Genomic DNA, 15309 nt, shown 5'->3' on the forward strand with positions numbered 1-15309 from the left:
TGCACGGATGTCGCCCTCGACCGTCCACGGTGCCCCGGACGTCGCCTTCGGGGCAATGGGTACGAGGTGTCCGGAGCGACCGGGAAATTACTTACAGCCTGTTCCAAGATCCCCTCTCGGCGGTCGAGGGGCACCCGAGTAGCCTGACGATGCGGCGACGCCGCGCGGCCGCGGGCCGGGACGACGGAGTCCCGGAACCACCGCCGGTCGGACGACGTCGCCTGAAACAGGTACTCGCGACAAAGCGGGTACCGGCAATACACAGCCGGGCACGCCCGGGGACGGCAATGGTCACGCAACGGCGCGCGACAGGAGCGGCAGCATCATGCAGAGCAAGCTGGACGAGGCGAAGGCGGAGCTTCTCGCCCGAGCGGCGGAAGCGGCACGAGCGGCATCGTCACAGCACGGAGGCGGCGGGCCCGAGGGCCCGAACCGGGTGGACCTCGATGTCCTCCTGTCCCGCTATTACCGGCACACCGCACCCGACGACCTGATCGATCGCGATCCGGTCGACGTGTACGGCGCGGCGATCTCGCACTGTCGACTCGCGGCGGAGCGCCCTCAGGGCACCGCGCGGGTCCGGGCGTACACGCCCACGGTGGAGGAGAACGGTTGGGCTTCGGGGCACACCGTGGTCGAGGTGGTCACCGACGACATGCCCTTCCTGGTGGACTCGGTCACCAACGAGCTGTCCCGCCAGGAGCGCAGCATCCACGTGGTGATCCACCCCCAGCTCATCGTGCGGCGCACGATCGCCGGCGAGCTGCTGGAGATCGTGGACACCACCGACGCGCACGGGGTGCCCGAGGACGCGATCATCGAGTCCTGGATGCACATCGAGATCGACCGGGAGAGCGACCGCGAGGACCTGCGCTCGGTCGAGGCGGGGTTGCAGCGCATCATCCGCGACGTGCGCGAGGTGGTCGAGGACTGGGCCAAGATGCGTGACACCTCGCTGCGGTTGGCCGACGAACTCGCGAGCGACCCGCCGGCGGCGCTGCCGGAGGAGGAGATCGGCGAGGCGTGGGAGCTGCTGCGCTGGCTCTCCGAGGACCACTTCACCTTCCTCGGGTACCGCGAGTACGACCTGGTGTGCGAGGACGACGAGGACGTGCTGCGCGCGGTGCCCGGTACCGGTCTCGGTATTCTGCGCGCCGACCAGGACCTGTCCGCGTCCTTCAGCCGGCTCTCCACCCAGGCACGCGCGAAGGCCCGGGAAAAGCAGCTGCTGATCCTGACCAAGGCCAACTCCCGGGCGACCGTGCACCGCTCGGCCTACCTCGACTACATCGGCGTGAAGAAGTTCGACGCGGCCGGCAACGTGGTCGGCGAGCGTCGCTTCCTGGGGCTGTTCAGCTCCGCCGCGTACACCGACAGCGTCCAGCGCATCCCGGTGGTGCGCCGCAAGGTGCACGCGGTGCTGGACAAGGCCGGCTTCCCGCCGGTCAGCCACGACGGCCGGGACCTGCTGCAGATCCTGGAGACCTACCCGCGCGACGATCTGTTCCAGATCGCCGTGGACGAACTGCACGACATCGTGATCAGCGTGCTCTACCTCCAGGAGCGTCGCCGGTTGCGGCTGTTCCTGCGCAAGGACGAGTACGGCCGGTTCTACTCGGCCCTGGTCTACCTGCCGCGTGACCGGTACACCACCGAGGTCCGGCTCAAGATGCAGGACATCCTGCTCGCCGAGCTGGCCGGTTCGGTGGTCGACTACACCGCGCGCAACACCGAGTCCGTGCTCGCGCGCCTGCACTTCACGGTGCGCGTGCCCACCGGCGCCGAACTGGGCGACCCGGACGTGGACTACATCGAACGACTGCTGGCCGAGGCCACCCGCTCGTGGATCGACGACTTCGGCGAGGCCCTCGTCGCCGAATGCGGCGAGGAGAGCGCGGCCGAGCTGTCCCGGCGCTACGCGCACGCGTTCAGCGAGGGCTACAAGTCCGACTTCCCGCCCCGGACCGCGGTGGCCGACCTCAAGCGGATCGAGGAGCTGACCCCCGAGGCGGACTTCAAGCTGCACCTGTACGAGCCGATAGGAGCACTGCCGGGCGAGCGGCGGTTCAAGATCTATCGTTCCGGTGGGCACGTGTCGCTCTCCGAGGTGCTGCCGATTCTGCAGCGCATGGGTCTGGAGGTCGTCGACGAGCGGCCCTACGAGCTGCGCCGCGCCGACGGGACCGTGGCGTGGGTGTACGACTTCGGCCTGCGTTACGACGCGACGTCGATGTACGGGCAGCCCGAGGACGTCAAGGAGCTGTTCCAGGACGCGTTCTCGGCGACCTGGACCGGGCGGGCGGAGAACGACGGGTTCAACGCCCTGGTCTTCCGGGCCGGGCTGACCTGGCGCCAGGCGATGGTGCTGCGTGCGTACGCCAAGTACCAGCGGCAGGCCGGGACCACCTTCGGGCAGGAGTACATCGAGGGCGTCCTGGTCTCCAACCCGCACACCACGCGGCTGTTGGTGAACCTGTTCGAGGCCCGCTTCTCGCCGGGCCACCAGCAGGCCGGCACCGAGCTGGTGGACGGCATCGTCGAGGCCATCGAGGGCGCTCTGGACCAGGTGGCCAGCCTGGACGAGGACCGCATCCTGCGTTCCTTCCTGGCGATGGTCAAGGCGACCCTGCGGACCAACTTCTTCCAGCACCGCGAGGACGGCGAGGCGCACGACTACCTCTCGCTCAAGTTCGACCCGCAGGAGATCCCGGACCTGCCCGCGCCGCGGCCCAGGTTCGAGATCTTCGTCTACTCGCCCCGGGTCGAGGGTGTGCACCTGCGCTTCGGCGCGGTCGCGCGCGGCGGACTGCGCTGGTCGGACCGGCGCGAGGACTTCCGCACCGAGATCCTGGGCCTGGTCAAGGCGCAGATGGTCAAGAACACGGTGATCGTGCCGGTCGGCGCCAAGGGCGGCTTCTTCTGCAAGCAACTGCCCGACGCCTCGGACCGCGAGGCGTGGCTGGCCGAGGGCATCGCCTGCTACCGCACCTTCATCGGCGCGCTGCTCGACATCACCGACAACCTGGTGGACGGCGCGGTCGTGCCGCCGGCGGACGTGGTGCGCCACGACGCGGACGACACCTACCTGGTGGTGGCCGCGGACAAGGGCACCGCGACGTTCTCCGACATCGCCAACGAGGTGGCGCAGGCGTACGGCTTCTGGCTGGGCGACGCGTTCGCCTCCGGCGGCTCGGCGGGCTACGACCACAAGGGCATGGGCATCACCGCGCGTGGTGCGTGGGAGTCGGTCAAGCGGCACTTCCGCGAACTGGGTCACGACACCCAGACCGAGGACTTCACCGTGGTCGGCATCGGGGACATGTCCGGTGACGTGTTCGGCAACGGCATGCTGCTGTCCGAGCACATCCGACTGGTCGCCGCCTTCGACCACCGGCACATCTTCCTGGACCCGAACCCGGACGCGGCGGCCTCCTTCGCCGAGCGGCGCCGGTTGTTCGACCTGCCGCGCAGCTCGTGGGCGGACTACGGCAAGGAGCTGATCTCGGCCGGCGGCGGGGTCTACCCGCGCACCGCCAAGTCGGTGCCGATCAGTGCCCCGGTGCGTCAGGCGCTGGGGCTGCCGGACGGGATGATCCGACTCACCCCGGCCGAGCTGATGAAGGCGATCCTGAAGGCCCCCGCGGACCTGTTCTGGAACGGTGGAATCGGCACCTACATCAAGTCGAGCGGCGAATCGCACGCCGACGTCGGCGACAAGGCCAACGACGCGATCCGGGTCAACGGCGCCGATCTGCGGGTCAAGGTCGTCGGCGAGGGCGGCAACCTGGGTTGCACCCAGCTCGGTCGGGTCGAGTTCGCGCTCGCCGGCGGCCGGATCAACACCGACGCGATCGACAACTCGGCGGGCGTGGACACCTCGGACCACGAGGTGAACATCAAGATCCTGCTCAACCAGGTCACCGCCGCCGGCGACATGACCCTCAAGCAGCGCAACGAGCTGCTCGCGGCCATGACGGACGAAGTCGGACACCTGGTGTTGGCCGCCAACTACGGCCAGAACTGCGCGCTGTCCAACGCGGTCTCCCAGGCCGGCAGCCTGCTGCACGTGCACATGCGGTACATGCGCCGGCTGGTGCGCGACGGGCACCTCGACCGGGAGATCGAGTTCCTGCCCACCGATCGGCAGTTGCGCGAGCGGCAGCAGAACGGGCAGGCGATGACCCAGCCCGAGCTGGCCGTGCTGCTGGCGTACACCAAGATCGTGATGGCCCAGGACCTGATCGCCTCGGACCTGCCGGACGACCCGTTCCTGGCAAGGGAGTTGTACCGCTACTTCCCCAGCGCGCTGCGGGCGAGGTTCGTCGAGCAGATGGACCGGCACCCGCTGCGCCGGGACATCATCACCACCGTCGTGGTCAACGAGGTGGTCAACCTGGCCGGTCTCTCGTTCATGTTCCGCATGCGCGAGGAGAGCGGCGCGTCGGCGGAGGAGGTGGCCCGGGCGCACATCACCGCGCGGGAGATCTTCGGCGTCGATCGCATCATGGGCGCGATCGCGGCGCTGGACAACAAGGTCCCGGCCGAGATGCAGACCACGCTGCGGCTGCACAGTCGGCGGCTGATCGAGCGGGCCACCCGCTGGTTCCTGGGCAGCCGGCGCGAGATCGACATCGCCGCGCAGGTGGAGTTCTTCCGGGACGGGGTGGCCGAGGTGGTCGCACACCTGCCCAAGGTGCTGCGCGGCTCGGACCTGGCCTGGATGGACGGGCTGTACGAGGAGTTCACCGGGGCCGGCGTGCCGACCGAACTGGCCACCGCGGTGGCCGGGATGTCCTCGGCGTACGCGGCGCTGGACATCGTCGAGGTGGCCCGCGATTCCGAGCGTGCGGTGCTCGACGTCGCGCAGGTGTACTTCGACATCGCCGACCGGCTGCCGATCGCGTACCTGCTCGACCGGATCATCGAACTGCCGCGCAGCGACCGGTGGAAGTCGATGGCCCGCGCCTCGCTGCGCGAGGATCTGTACGCGGCACAGGCCGGGCTCACCGCGGAGGTGCTCGGTTCCGGGGACCCGGACGACAGCCCGGAGTTGCGGTTCAAGGCGTGGGAGCACAAGAACGCGCCGGTGCTCACCCGGGCACGGTCCACGCTGGACGAGTTGCAGGAGGCGGAGAACTACGACCTCGCGACGCTCTCGGTCGCGATGCGGACGATCCGTACGCTGCTGCGGACCGGTAGCAAGAGCTGATCGGTGCGCAAGCGCCGCTGGCCCGGAACCCGCCGGGGTTCCGGGCCGGCGGCCTGTTCGGGCCCGACTACGGTTCGAGCATCAGCAGTTCGTGGTGGCTGCGTTCGCGCACCGCCCACCAGCACGGCAGGTAGATCACCGCGGGCAGGCCGGCCACCAGGATCGACCAGGTCGGGCAGTTCATCAGTGCCGCCACCAGTGCGACGAATACATGGATCAGGCCCACCGCGGCCGCCCGGGCGAGTGCCCCGGTGCCGCGCCGCATCGCGTCGCGCACCCCGGCCACGCCCATGCCGCAGACCACCGCGACACCCGCGCACAACACCGACGCGATCAGCAGCAGGTCGCCGAGCCCTTCCAGGCTCTTGCGGTCGTCGCGCACCGCGAACGACATGATCGCCAACGTGACGGCGGTCGCGCTCATCAGCACCGTCTCGACGGCCAGCGCGATCAGCAGGGTTCGCAGAAAACCGATTCGACGATTTCCCCTCATAGTTCCCCCGAAATGACGTTTGCCCCCCGTTCGGTACACCCCCGAGCCGGTTCCGAAGCGGCGGGGAGCACCCTACGCCTTCGGACGATGCCACACGGAATCCCGTTCCCGAAGTCGGGTCGGTAACGATGGCGGTACGAAACACGGTGGGAAACACGAAGGCCGCGGGGTTCGTCCGGGCGTTGCCGGACGGCCCCGCGGCCTTCGCCGCGATGTCCTCGGGACGTCGATCGAGCGCCGGCAACCTGCTCGACGACGTGCTCGACGACCTGATCGACCACCTGCTCGACTACTTGACGGCGCCCGCCATCACGCCCTGGACGAAGTAGCGCTGGAAGCTGAAGAAGACGATCACCGGGACGATCAGCGACAGGAAGGCGCCGGGTGCCAGCACGTCGATGTTGGCGCCGAACGCCCGGGATTGGGACTGCAACGCGACGGTCAGCGGCGCCGATTCGGTGTCCGCGTAGATCAACGCGATCAGCATGTCGTTCCACACCCACAGGAACTGGAAGATGCCCAGCGACGCGATGGCCGGCAGGCCCAGCGGCAGGATGACCCGGAAGAAGATGGTCAGGTCGGTGCCACCGTCCATCCGGGCGGCCTCCAGCAGGTCGCGGGGGATGCCCGCGAAGTAGTTGCGCAGCAGGAACACCGCGAACGGCAGGCCGAAGGCGACGTGGAAGAGCACCACGCCCGCGATGGTGCCGAACAGGCCGGTGTCGCCGTACAACTTCGAGATCGGGATCAGCGCGACCTGTACCGGCACCACCAACAGGCCGACCACGATCAGGAACAGCCAGTCCCGACCGGGGAATTCCAGCCACGCGAAGGCGTAGGCCGCGAGCGAGCCGATCAGGATCACCAACAGCGTGCTGGGCACGGTGATCCAGATCGTGTTGAAGAACGCCCGGGTCATGTCCTTGTTGTCGAGCAGCTTGTCGTAGTTCGAGAAGGTCAGGTCGCTCGGTTTGCCCAGCACCTTCCACCAACCGGACTTGCTCATCTCCTGCGGGTCGCGCAGCGAGGAGACGAGCAGACCGAAGGTGGGCATCAGCCAGAACAACGCGATCAGCACGAGTGCGACCGCCGCCAGGCCGCCGCCGGTGCGGCCCACGATCCGGGAGGCCAGGCCGCGCTTGATGCCTCCCTCCCCGCCCACCGGTGGTTGTCGAGGCTTCGTCAGGTCGGGGGCTGCGGACGCGCTCACCGGTTCTCCCTTCGGAAGCGTCGGATGTTGAACAACATCGCCGGCAGTACCAGCAGGAAGAGCAGGATGCCGATGGCGCTGCCCAGGCCCTGGTTGTTGCCGCCGCCGAAGGAGGCGATGTACATCTGCAGGGCCAGGACGTTGGCCTCCTTCTGCGACGAGCCCAGCGAGATGATGTACACCAGGTCGAAGATCTTGAGCACGTTGATCACCAGGGTGACCATCACCACCACCAGCACCGGGGACAGCAGCGGGATGGTGACCCGGCGGAAGACCTGCCATTCGGTCGCGCCGTCCACGCGCGCGGCCTCCAGCGCGTCCCTGGGGATCGCGGCCAGGCCCGCCGCGATCAGCACCATCGCGAAGCCCGCCCACATCCAGATGTAGGCGCCGATGATCGCGGCGGTGATCAGGTTCGGCCCGAGCCAGTCGTAGCCACCGAAGGACTTGGCGAAGTTGCCCTCGGTCAGCCGCAGTTGCACCGGGCCCTCGCGGGCGGCGGAGGCGGGCATGGTGAACGAGCCGTCCTTGCCGGTGGTCGCGCTCGCGACGGTCCTCCCGCCACGCACCGCCTCGACCCGGACGCCCGGCAGGCCCTTCTCGCCGGGATCGACCACGCCCGGCTTGCCCGCGTTGCCCTTGCTGAAGTCGACCCACACCACGCCGCCGAGTCCGCCGGCGGCCGGCACCCCGGGCCTGGCGTCCCGCGCGTCGCCGGGAATCTTTTCCGCGGGCAGGGAGACCAGCGGCAGCAGTGCGGTGCCGCCCGGCCCGGTGCCGGCCCGGGTGACGAAGCCGCCGCCCTGGGGGGTGAGCACGGTGTCGTTGCGTGGGCGGGCACCCGGATACGGCGCGCCCTCGCTGAAGATGTCGTGCACGCTCGTGATCACCGCGTTGGCCACGCCCTGGTCGGGCTCGCGGTCGTAGACGAGCCGGAAGGTGATGCCCGCGGCCAACATGGACACGGCCATCGGCATGAAGACGATCAGCTTGAACGCCGTGGCGAACCTGACCCGTTCGGTCAGCACCGCGAAGATCAGGCCGAGCGAGGTGACCGCGGCCGGTACCACCAGGACCCAGATCAGGTTGTTCTCGAGTGCGGTGAAGGTGTCGTCGTCGGTGAACAGTTCCTTGTAGTTGTCGATCCCCACGAAGTCCGACCAGCCGTCCGCGCCGAACAGGCTGCGCAACAACGACCACACGATCGGATAGGCGACCAGGACGGCGAGCATGACGATGGCCGGCAGCAGGAACAGCCAGCCCAACAGGGCGCCCGAACCGAGCCCGCGCGACTCGCGCGCGGGCATCGGCTTCGTCTTCTCGGGCACCGCGACCGGTACGGGTGCCTTGTCACTCATGGCAGCGGATCACCCGCCCGCGTATGCCTTGGCGGCGTCCGCTTCGAGCTTGCTCTGCGCCCCGGCCACGTCCGAGGGGTTGCGCAGGAAGTCCTGGAGGTCGCGCCATTCGCCCTCACCCTTGGTGCCGCCGAACGCGGCCGGTGCCTGATCGGAGAGGTCGAAGCGGAAGTCGTCGCCCGCGCCGATCAGGTTCTTGGCGATCCCGCGCGTGGTGTCGTCGCGATAGGCGGCGAGGTCCAGGTTCTTGTTCGGCGAGAGGTAACCGCCCTGCTGTGCCCACACCTTGGCGGCGTCCGGCGAGGCCAGGTACTTGAGCAACGCCTGCGCGCCGGGGGAGTCCTTCATCGCCACGGCCACGTCGCCGCCGGTGACCACCGGCGCCTTGCCGGTGCCGACCGCCGGGAACCCGAAGAACTTCGCGTCGGTGCCGATCTTGGCCTTGGTGTCCTTGATGATGTTGGTGCCGATGAAGTCGCCGCCGGAGATCATCCCCGCCTTCGGCGGGTCGCCGAACACCTGGGGCACCGAGGCCGGGAACTCGGTCTGGAGCACACCGCCGCTGCCGCCGGGGAACCAGTCGCCCTTGCCGAAGACCTGGGCCAGGGTCTCCAGGGCGGTCTTGACCGAGGGGTCGGTCCACGGGATCTTGTGCTGGGCCAACTGGTCGTACTTCTCCGGGCCGGCCTGGCTCAGGTAGATGTTCTCGAACCAGTCGGTGAGCACCCACCCGTCGGCGCCGCCGATGGCGAACGGCGGGGTGCCGGAGTCGGAGATCAGGCCCGCGTTCTTGAGCAGGTCCTCCCAGGACTTGGCCTCGGTCGCGCCCGCGTTCTCGTAGACCTTGGCGTTGTACCAGACCAGCGACTTGTTGGCGCCCTTGTAGTAGACGCCGTAGAGCTTGTCCTGGTACGAGCCGAGCTTTTGCCACTGGCTCGAGAAGTTGGCCTGCACGGCCTGCTGCACGTCGGCCGACAGTGGCTTGATCCAGCCCTTTTGGGCGAACTGTTGGAGTACGCCCGGCTGGGCCAGGAACGCCACGTCCGGCGGCGCGTTGCCCTCGACCCGTTGGCCGAGGAAGGTGGAGGCGCTGTCGCCGGTGGGAATGAACTCGGTCTTGGCCCCGGTGCGCTTCTCGAAGTCGGCGAGCACCTTCTTGAACGCCGCCTGCTCGTCACCGGTCCACACCGCGGCCACGCTCACCGTGGTCCCGTCGAGCCGGGGTACGGCCGGCGCGCCGCTCCCGCTCGGCGTCGAGTCGCCCTTCTTGCCCTTGTCGTTACCGTCGTCGCTACAGGCCGCGAGACCCATGGCGAGCATCGAGGCGACCGCCAAGGCGCCCACGAACCGCTTCACGCATCCTCCGTTATGGACAGACCCGTTTCCGGGTCGAAGAAGTGCAGCCGATCGATTGCCACCCGCATCACCACGTCGGCGCCCTCGCGCGCCCGGGTCCGCGGCCCGAAGCGGGCCACCAACTCGGAATGCGCCGCGTCGGCGTCCGGCACCGTGTCCTCCGCGCCCACGTCGCGCGCCAGTTCCTGGACGTCCTCGGTGACCGCCGGAGGCGCGTCCAGGCGCATGTGTACGAGCACCTCCGAGCCCATCGCCTCGACCAGGTCGGCCTCGGCGCGCAGGACGGCGCCCTCGACGGGCTCGGCGCCCTCCAGGGCGGTGTCGTGCAGATCCTCGGGACGGATCCCGACGATCAGCGAACGCTCCCGGTAGCCGGCCAACGCCGGGCGCGCGGCGAGCACGTCGGGGTGCACGGTCAGTCGTTGGCTGCCGATGTCCACGGTGGCCCCGCCCGCGTCGTCGTGGTGCAGGGTGCCGGTCATCAGGTTCATCGCGGGCGAGCCGATGAAGCCGGCCACGAACAGGTTGACCGGGTGGTCGTACAGCTCCTGCGGTGGGGCGACCTGTTGCAGAACGCCCTTCTTCATCACCGCGACCCGATCGCCGAGGGTCATCGCCTCTGTCTGATCGTGCGTCACATACAGCGTGGTGACCCCGAGTTCGCGGGTCAGCCGGGCGATCTGGGCGCGCATCTGCACGCGTAGCTTCGCGTCGAGATTGGACAGCGGTTCGTCCATCAGGAACGCCTGCGGCTCGCGCACGATGGCCCGGCCCATCGCCACCCGCTGGCGTTGGCCGCCGGAGAGTTGCCGCGGTTTTCGGCCCAGATGTTCCTCCAGGCCCAGGGTCCGCGCCGCGTCGCCGACCCGTCGGCGGATCTCGTCCTTGGGCAACTTCCGCAATCGCAAACCGAATCCGATGTTGTCCCGGACATTGAGATGCGGATACAGCGCGTAGCTCTGGAACACCATCGCCACGTCCCGATCGCGGGAGGGGACGTGGTTGACGACTCGGTCGCCGATGCTGATCGTGCCCTCGCTGATCTCCTCCAGGCCGGCGACCATCCGCAGCGCGGTGGTCTTCCCGCATCCGGAGGGACCGACCAGGACCAGGAACTCCCCGTCGGCGACCGTCAGATCGAGCGAGGTGACCGCCCGTGTGCCATCCGTGTACAGCTTTCCGACTCCAGCAAGAACCACTTCCGCCACGAATTCCCCCGAGGGTGGACAGATCCCGCCTACCGATGTCCTGTGGTACGCCTGGTGTGGCGTCGACCACAACCCCTGCCCGGAGCAACGAGCCTTATTCGTGACTTTCGATCATCACTGCGTAATGGGGCGACGGGGGCCGGTCGCGCTCCGTATGCTGAGCGGGTCGCGACTGGCGTCTGCGTGGGATCGACCACGAGGAAGCGGCGGTTCCACCGACGCGGTGTCGTCCGCCTGGGCACCCGGATCACATCGATTGTGAACCGAGCCGGAGGACGCATGGACGACCACGTGCAGACGAACAACCGTCGGGACGAACTGGACCGCACCGACCCGGAGATCGCCGCCCTGGTGCGCGCCGAGGAACTGCTCCAGCAGGACACGCTGCGCCTGATCCCGAGTGAGAACTACGTCTCCGCCGCCGTCCTGGCGGCAACCGGGACGGTGCTCACCAACAAGTACTCCGAGGGCTATCCGGGCCGGCGGTACTACGAGGGCCAGCAGAACATCGACCCGATCGAGATCATCGCCCGCGACCGGGCGCGGGCGTTGTTCGGCGTGGAGCACGCCAACGTGCAGCCGTACTCCGGCTCGCCGGCCAACCTCGCGGTCTACCTCGCCTTCGCCCGGCCCGGTGACACGGTGTTGGGCATGGCGTTGCCGATGGGCGGGCATCTCACCCACGGCTGGGGCGTGTCCGCGACCGGCACCTGGTTTCGCGGGGTCCGCTACGGCGTACGGGCCGACACCGGGCGCACCGATCTGGACGAGGTACGCGATCTCGCGCTGCGCGAGCGGCCCCGGATCATCTTCTGCGGCGGTACGGCGGTGCCGCGCACGGTGGACTTCGCCGGGTTCGCGGCGATCGCCCGCGAGGTGGACGCGATCCTGGTCGCGGACGTGTCGCATATCGCCGGGCTGATCGCGGGTGGGGTGCATCCCTCGCCGGTCGGGCATGTGGACGTGGTCTCCACGACCACGCACAAGACGCTGCGGGGCCCGCGTGGGGCGATGTTGATGTGCCGCGCCGAACATGCCAAGGCGATCGACAAGGCGGTCTTCCCGGGCCTGCAGGGTGGGCCGCACAACAACACCACGGCGGCCATCGCGGTGGCGCTGCGCGAGGCCGATACCGACGAATTCCGTTCCTATGCGCGGCAGGTGGTCGCGAACGCGAAGCGGCTCGGGGAGGAACTCGCGGAGCGCGGCTTCGAGTTGGTGTCGGGCGGGACGGACAACCATCTGCTGCTGGTGGATCTGACCCGGCGCGGGGTGGCCGGGAAGGTCGCGGCGAAGGCGCTGGATCGGGCCGGGATCGTGGTCAATTACAACACCGTGCCGTTCGACACCCGGTCGCCGTTCGATCCGTCCGGGATTCGGATCGGTACGCCCGCGCTCACGTCGCGCGGGTTGCGCGAGTCGCACATGTCGCTGATCGCGGGGTGGATGGATCGCATCGTGACGGGGGCGGCGGCGGGGTCGTCGGAGGACGAGATCGCGGTGGTTCGGGCCGAGGTGCGCTCGTTCCTGAGCGGGTTTCCGGCGCCCGGGTTGCCTGTGTAGTCGGTTGGGTCGGGGGAGTTCGCCCGCCCGCTGCGGTGCACGGCTGCGGGGCCGCCTGGTGGGCCCCGCGGCCCGGTGGGCGGGTCAGCGGGCCTTGCGGGCGAGGTGTTCCAGGGCGGGCCACAAGGGGGTTTGCAGGGGGGTGCCGAGTTGTTCCGCCGCTCGGCGGACGGCGCCGGTGAGCAGGGCCAGGTCGGTGGGGCCCTTGCCGCCGCCCACGGGCGTGGGGCGTCGGGCCAGGCGGTTGCCCATCTCCTGCCACTCCTGGCGCACCACGGTGGGCCGCAGGGTGGCCGTGCGCGGCATCCGGCCGGTCACCCGGCCGCCCTGGAACGGGACGACGGCGCCGTCTCGCCCGCGCACGAAGCCGCGGCCGGGATAGTCCTCGTCCACGGCCGCCGCGTCCTCGACGTCGATCAGCACCCGGGAAGCCTGCGGGTCGTCCACCCGCAGGGCGATCCGCAGCTCGGCGGCCGCGGCGGCCTCGATCTCCGGGGTGCGGGCGGGCCGGCCGGTGGTCACCAGCAGGTGCACGCCGTGCGGGCCGCCGCGGTGGGCCACGTCGGCGAGGCTCTTGACGAAGCCGGGGTACGCCTCGGCCAGCAGGTCTATGTCGTCCACCGCCACCACCAGCCGGGGCAGCGGCCGACCCGGGCCCGGTCGGTACGCCTCGAACGGGGCACCGCGCAACAGCCCCTCGCGGCGGTCCAGTTCGTCCCGCACTGCGGCGATCGCAGCGCCGGTGGCCGGGATGTCCGCGTCGGCGATATAGCCCACCACGTGTGGCAGCTCGGAGAGCCCCTGCGGGCCGCGGACCAGCGCGATGGCCAACTCGTCCGGCCGATTGGCCACCGCGAGCGAGCACAACACGGACGCCAACAACTCGGAGCGGCCGGAGCCGGCGGCCCCGCCGATCACCACGTGCGGACCGTCGGCGGACAGGTCCACGGCGACCGCGCCGCGCGCGTCCGAGCCGAGCACCGCGCGCGGTGAGCGGCCCGCCTCGCGCCAGCCGGCCAACAGCTTGGCGGGGGTGAGCAGGTCCAGATTGAGCAGGTCGAGCAGCCGCACCGACTCCGGCAGCGGCGAGGTGACCCGGCGGGTGGCCTCGCGCAACGGGGCCAGGGCCCGGGCGAAGCGGTCCGCCCACGCGGACGACACCGCGTCCGCGACCACGTCCTCCACGCGCCGGGTGCCCGGCCCGATCAGGTCGATCCGGGTGCCGACCTCGCCGGTGACGTGCGCGACCGCCGAGCACTGCGCCGGCAACTCCTCGGCCCGCTCGTCCAGGCACAGCGCGTGTACGCCCGCCGCCGGTCCCTCGACCAGGAGCCGGACGATCTCCGGGCGGGCGGCCAACCGGCCCGCGCCGTCCAGGATCACCACGGTGCGCCGGACCGGAACCCGCTCGGCGGTGTCTATGCGATCGAGCAACTCGCCCGCGCGCGCCCGCACCTGGTCCGCCCCCAGACCGACCAGGAGCCGGCAGTCCTGACCCTCGCCCGGCCGCAGATGCGGCAGCCAGCGGGCCCAGGACCAGTCGCCGGCGGTGCCGGGATCCGCGCACAGTACGACCAGCTCCACGTCCTGCGGTCCGTGCAGTCCGGCGAGTTGAGCCACCACCGAGCGGGCCAGGCCCAGCAACCGGGGTCGGTGTCCGGTCAGGCCGAGCACGGTGTCCTTGAGCGAGACGGTGACCGGGACCGAGAACGCGGTCAGCCTGCGTTCCTCGCCGTCGGTGCCCGCGACGGTCGAGGGCTCCACCAGGGTCACCCGCGAGGGCAGGTCGCCGACCCCCAGGCGCACGCCGAGCGCCTCCGGGTGGCCGGCCGCGCGTTCCCACAGCCGGCCCGCCGGCCCCGGCTCACCGGTGGCCAGCGCGTCCAACAGCAGTGTCGCCGGGTCGGGCGACTGGTCGCGGCGCCAGCGCACCTCGTCGAGCAGCGCCGAGCGGGCGGCCGCCTCGATCGTCTCGCGCTCGGTCCCGGCGACCTTGCGGCGCAGCGCGAACGGCCGGCGTCGGCCCCCGCTCTCCTCGGGCAGTTCGAAGCGGGCCCGGGCGGGCACCGGCAGTTGGGCCCGGGCGGTGCGGCGCACCTCGATGTGCCCGGTGCCGTCGGCCCGGGCGCGGGCGCCGGTGTCGTCCTCGGGGGAGCCGTAGGGCTGGGGCAGGAAGGTCTGCAGGGTGGACTCGCCGACCCGCAACAGCGAGCCCGGCGGCAACTCGACCGGTTCGCGGCCGATCGGCATCCCGTCCACGGTGGTGCCGTTGGTCGAGCCGAGATCGGCGATCCGGATCCGGCCGGGCTCTATCCACAATTCGGCGTGCAGGCGGGACAGGTCGGGATCGCCGAGGCGCACCTCGGCCTCCGGCGCGCGGCCGATCCGTACCCCGCCCTGGTGCAGCAGGTGCACACCGCCCGCGTCCGGCCCGCCGACCACGCGCAACTGCGGGGAGCCGGCCGAGGGCGACGGCGAGCCGAGCGCGTCGACGGTGATCAGCGCGCCGTCCACCAGCGGCGGCCGACCCACGAGGGTGTCGTCGCGCAGCCGGATGTCGCCCACCCAAAAGCGTTGGCCCTCGGTCCCGGAGGCGGTTCGCAGTGCGCCCGCTATTCCCGCGAAGGTCGTCCCGGACGGCGCGGTGACGAGCACGTCGGCGCCCGGTCCGGTCCGCTGCGGGCCGTGCACGGTGAGCCGGATCTGCATGCGCGCCTCCCTCCTCCGAGCAGAAAACAAGAGGCATCCTCGCACCCGCGACCGTCATGTCGCCCACGGCCGGACAGACGACGGATCTTGTCCGAATTTCGACCGGAAAGGACCGGGTCGCCGGCGAATCGCCCGAACGTGATACCGATCCGAGCCACCCTCGTCACCGAGTATGGGTCGCACACGCTCCGGGCACCGGAGCC

9 protein-coding genes and 1 riboswitch are annotated in these 15309 nt (G+C 70.2%); of the genes, 3 read left to right on the forward strand and 6 right to left on the reverse strand.

Features of this window, described 5'->3' with window-relative positions; genetic code table 11:
- Nucleotides 1–325: 325 nt before the first annotated feature.
- Nucleotides 326–5209 (forward strand): NAD-glutamate dehydrogenase, encoded by a 4884-nt coding sequence (locus ACH4U8_RS15125; protein ID WP_395778242.1) that lies wholly within the window; start codon nucleotides 326–328, stop codon nucleotides 5207–5209.
- A 67-nt stretch (nucleotides 5210–5276) separates the two neighbouring features.
- On the opposite strand, the gene ACH4U8_RS15130 is transcribed toward ACH4U8_RS15125, so the two are convergent.
- Nucleotides 5277–5702 carry a hypothetical protein gene (locus ACH4U8_RS15130; protein ID WP_360307238.1) on the reverse strand — a complete coding sequence of 142 codons (426 nt, stop codon included), beginning with the start codon at nucleotides 5700–5702 and terminating at the stop codon, nucleotides 5277–5279.
- Between the two features lie 146 nt (nucleotides 5703–5848).
- Between ACH4U8_RS15130 and ACH4U8_RS15135 the strand changes: the two genes are divergently transcribed.
- Nucleotides 5849–6031: a hypothetical protein gene (locus ACH4U8_RS15135; RefSeq protein WP_395778244.1), complete on the forward strand. Its 183-nt coding sequence runs from the start codon at nucleotides 5849–5851 to the stop codon at nucleotides 6029–6031.
- Here the strand turns inward: ACH4U8_RS15135 and ACH4U8_RS15140 are convergent.
- Genes ACH4U8_RS15140 through ACH4U8_RS15155 form a run of 4 tightly spaced genes read right to left on the reverse strand, consistent with a single transcriptional unit; the run spans nucleotide 5992 to nucleotide 10834 of the window.
- Nucleotides 5992–6888 (reverse strand): carbohydrate ABC transporter permease, encoded by an 897-nt coding sequence (locus ACH4U8_RS15140; RefSeq protein WP_360307773.1) that lies wholly within the window; start codon nucleotides 6886–6888, stop codon nucleotides 5992–5994. The two genes, ACH4U8_RS15135 and ACH4U8_RS15140, sit on opposite strands and share 40 nt — an antisense overlap.
- A 20-nt stretch (nucleotides 6889–6908) precedes the next feature.
- On the reverse strand, nucleotides 6909–8270 hold the full coding sequence (locus tag ACH4U8_RS15145; protein ID WP_360307243.1) for an ABC transporter permease subunit: 1362 nt from the start codon (nucleotides 8268–8270) through the stop codon (nucleotides 6909–6911).
- 9 nt (nucleotides 8271–8279) lie between these two features.
- A complete protein-coding gene (locus ACH4U8_RS15150) occupies nucleotides 8280–9626 on the reverse strand; it encodes an ABC transporter substrate-binding protein (protein WP_395778246.1) in 1347 nt (448 codons plus the stop codon).
- Nucleotides 9623–10834: an ABC transporter ATP-binding protein gene (locus tag ACH4U8_RS15155; protein ID WP_395778248.1), complete on the reverse strand. Its 1212-nt coding sequence runs from the start codon at nucleotides 10832–10834 to the stop codon at nucleotides 9623–9625. The genes ACH4U8_RS15150 and ACH4U8_RS15155 overlap by 4 nt, the downstream gene beginning before the upstream one ends.
- Before the next feature lie 158 nt (nucleotides 10835–10992).
- Nucleotides 10993–11081: riboswitch (ZMP/ZTP riboswitch) on the forward strand.
- Nucleotides 11082–11113: 32 nt separating this feature from the next.
- Between ACH4U8_RS15155 and glyA the strand changes: the two genes are divergently transcribed.
- Entirely contained in the window at nucleotides 11114–12397 is a 1284-nt protein-coding gene (gene glyA, locus ACH4U8_RS15160; protein ID WP_395778250.1) for a serine hydroxymethyltransferase, read from the forward strand.
- A gap of 84 nt (nucleotides 12398–12481) precedes the next feature.
- Here glyA and ACH4U8_RS15165 read toward each other — a convergent pair whose 3' ends face one another.
- On the reverse strand, nucleotides 12482–15106 hold the full coding sequence (locus ACH4U8_RS15165) for an FHA domain-containing protein (RefSeq protein ID WP_395778252.1): 2625 nt from the start codon (nucleotides 15104–15106) through the stop codon (nucleotides 12482–12484).
- Nucleotides 15107–15309: the final 203 nt, after the last annotated feature.

The sequence above is a fragment of the Embleya sp. NPDC020886 genome, from assembly GCF_044333915.1.
In the GTDB taxonomy this organism is placed as follows: Bacteria; Actinomycetota; Actinomycetes; order Streptomycetales; family Streptomycetaceae; genus Embleya.

What these genes read in the sequence shown, in the direction of transcription:
- ACH4U8_RS15125 (WP_395778242.1), top strand. Translation starts at nt 326, where the DNA reads ATGCAGAGCAAGCTGGACGAGGCGAAGGCGGAGCTTCTCGCCCGAGCG.
- ACH4U8_RS15130 (WP_360307238.1), bottom strand. Translation starts at nt 5,702, where the DNA reads ATGAGGGGAAATCGTCGAATCGGTTTTCTGCGAACCCTGCTGATCGCG.
- ACH4U8_RS15145 (WP_360307243.1), bottom strand. Translation starts at nt 8,270, where the DNA reads ATGAGTGACAAGGCACCCGTACCGGTCGCGGTGCCCGAGAAGACGAAG.
- glyA (WP_395778250.1), top strand. Translation starts at nt 11,114, where the DNA reads ATGGACGACCACGTGCAGACGAACAACCGTCGGGACGAACTGGACCGC.
- ACH4U8_RS15165 (WP_395778252.1), bottom strand. Translation starts at nt 15,106, where the DNA reads ATGCAGATCCGGCTCACCGTGCACGGCCCGCAGCGGACCGGACCGGGC.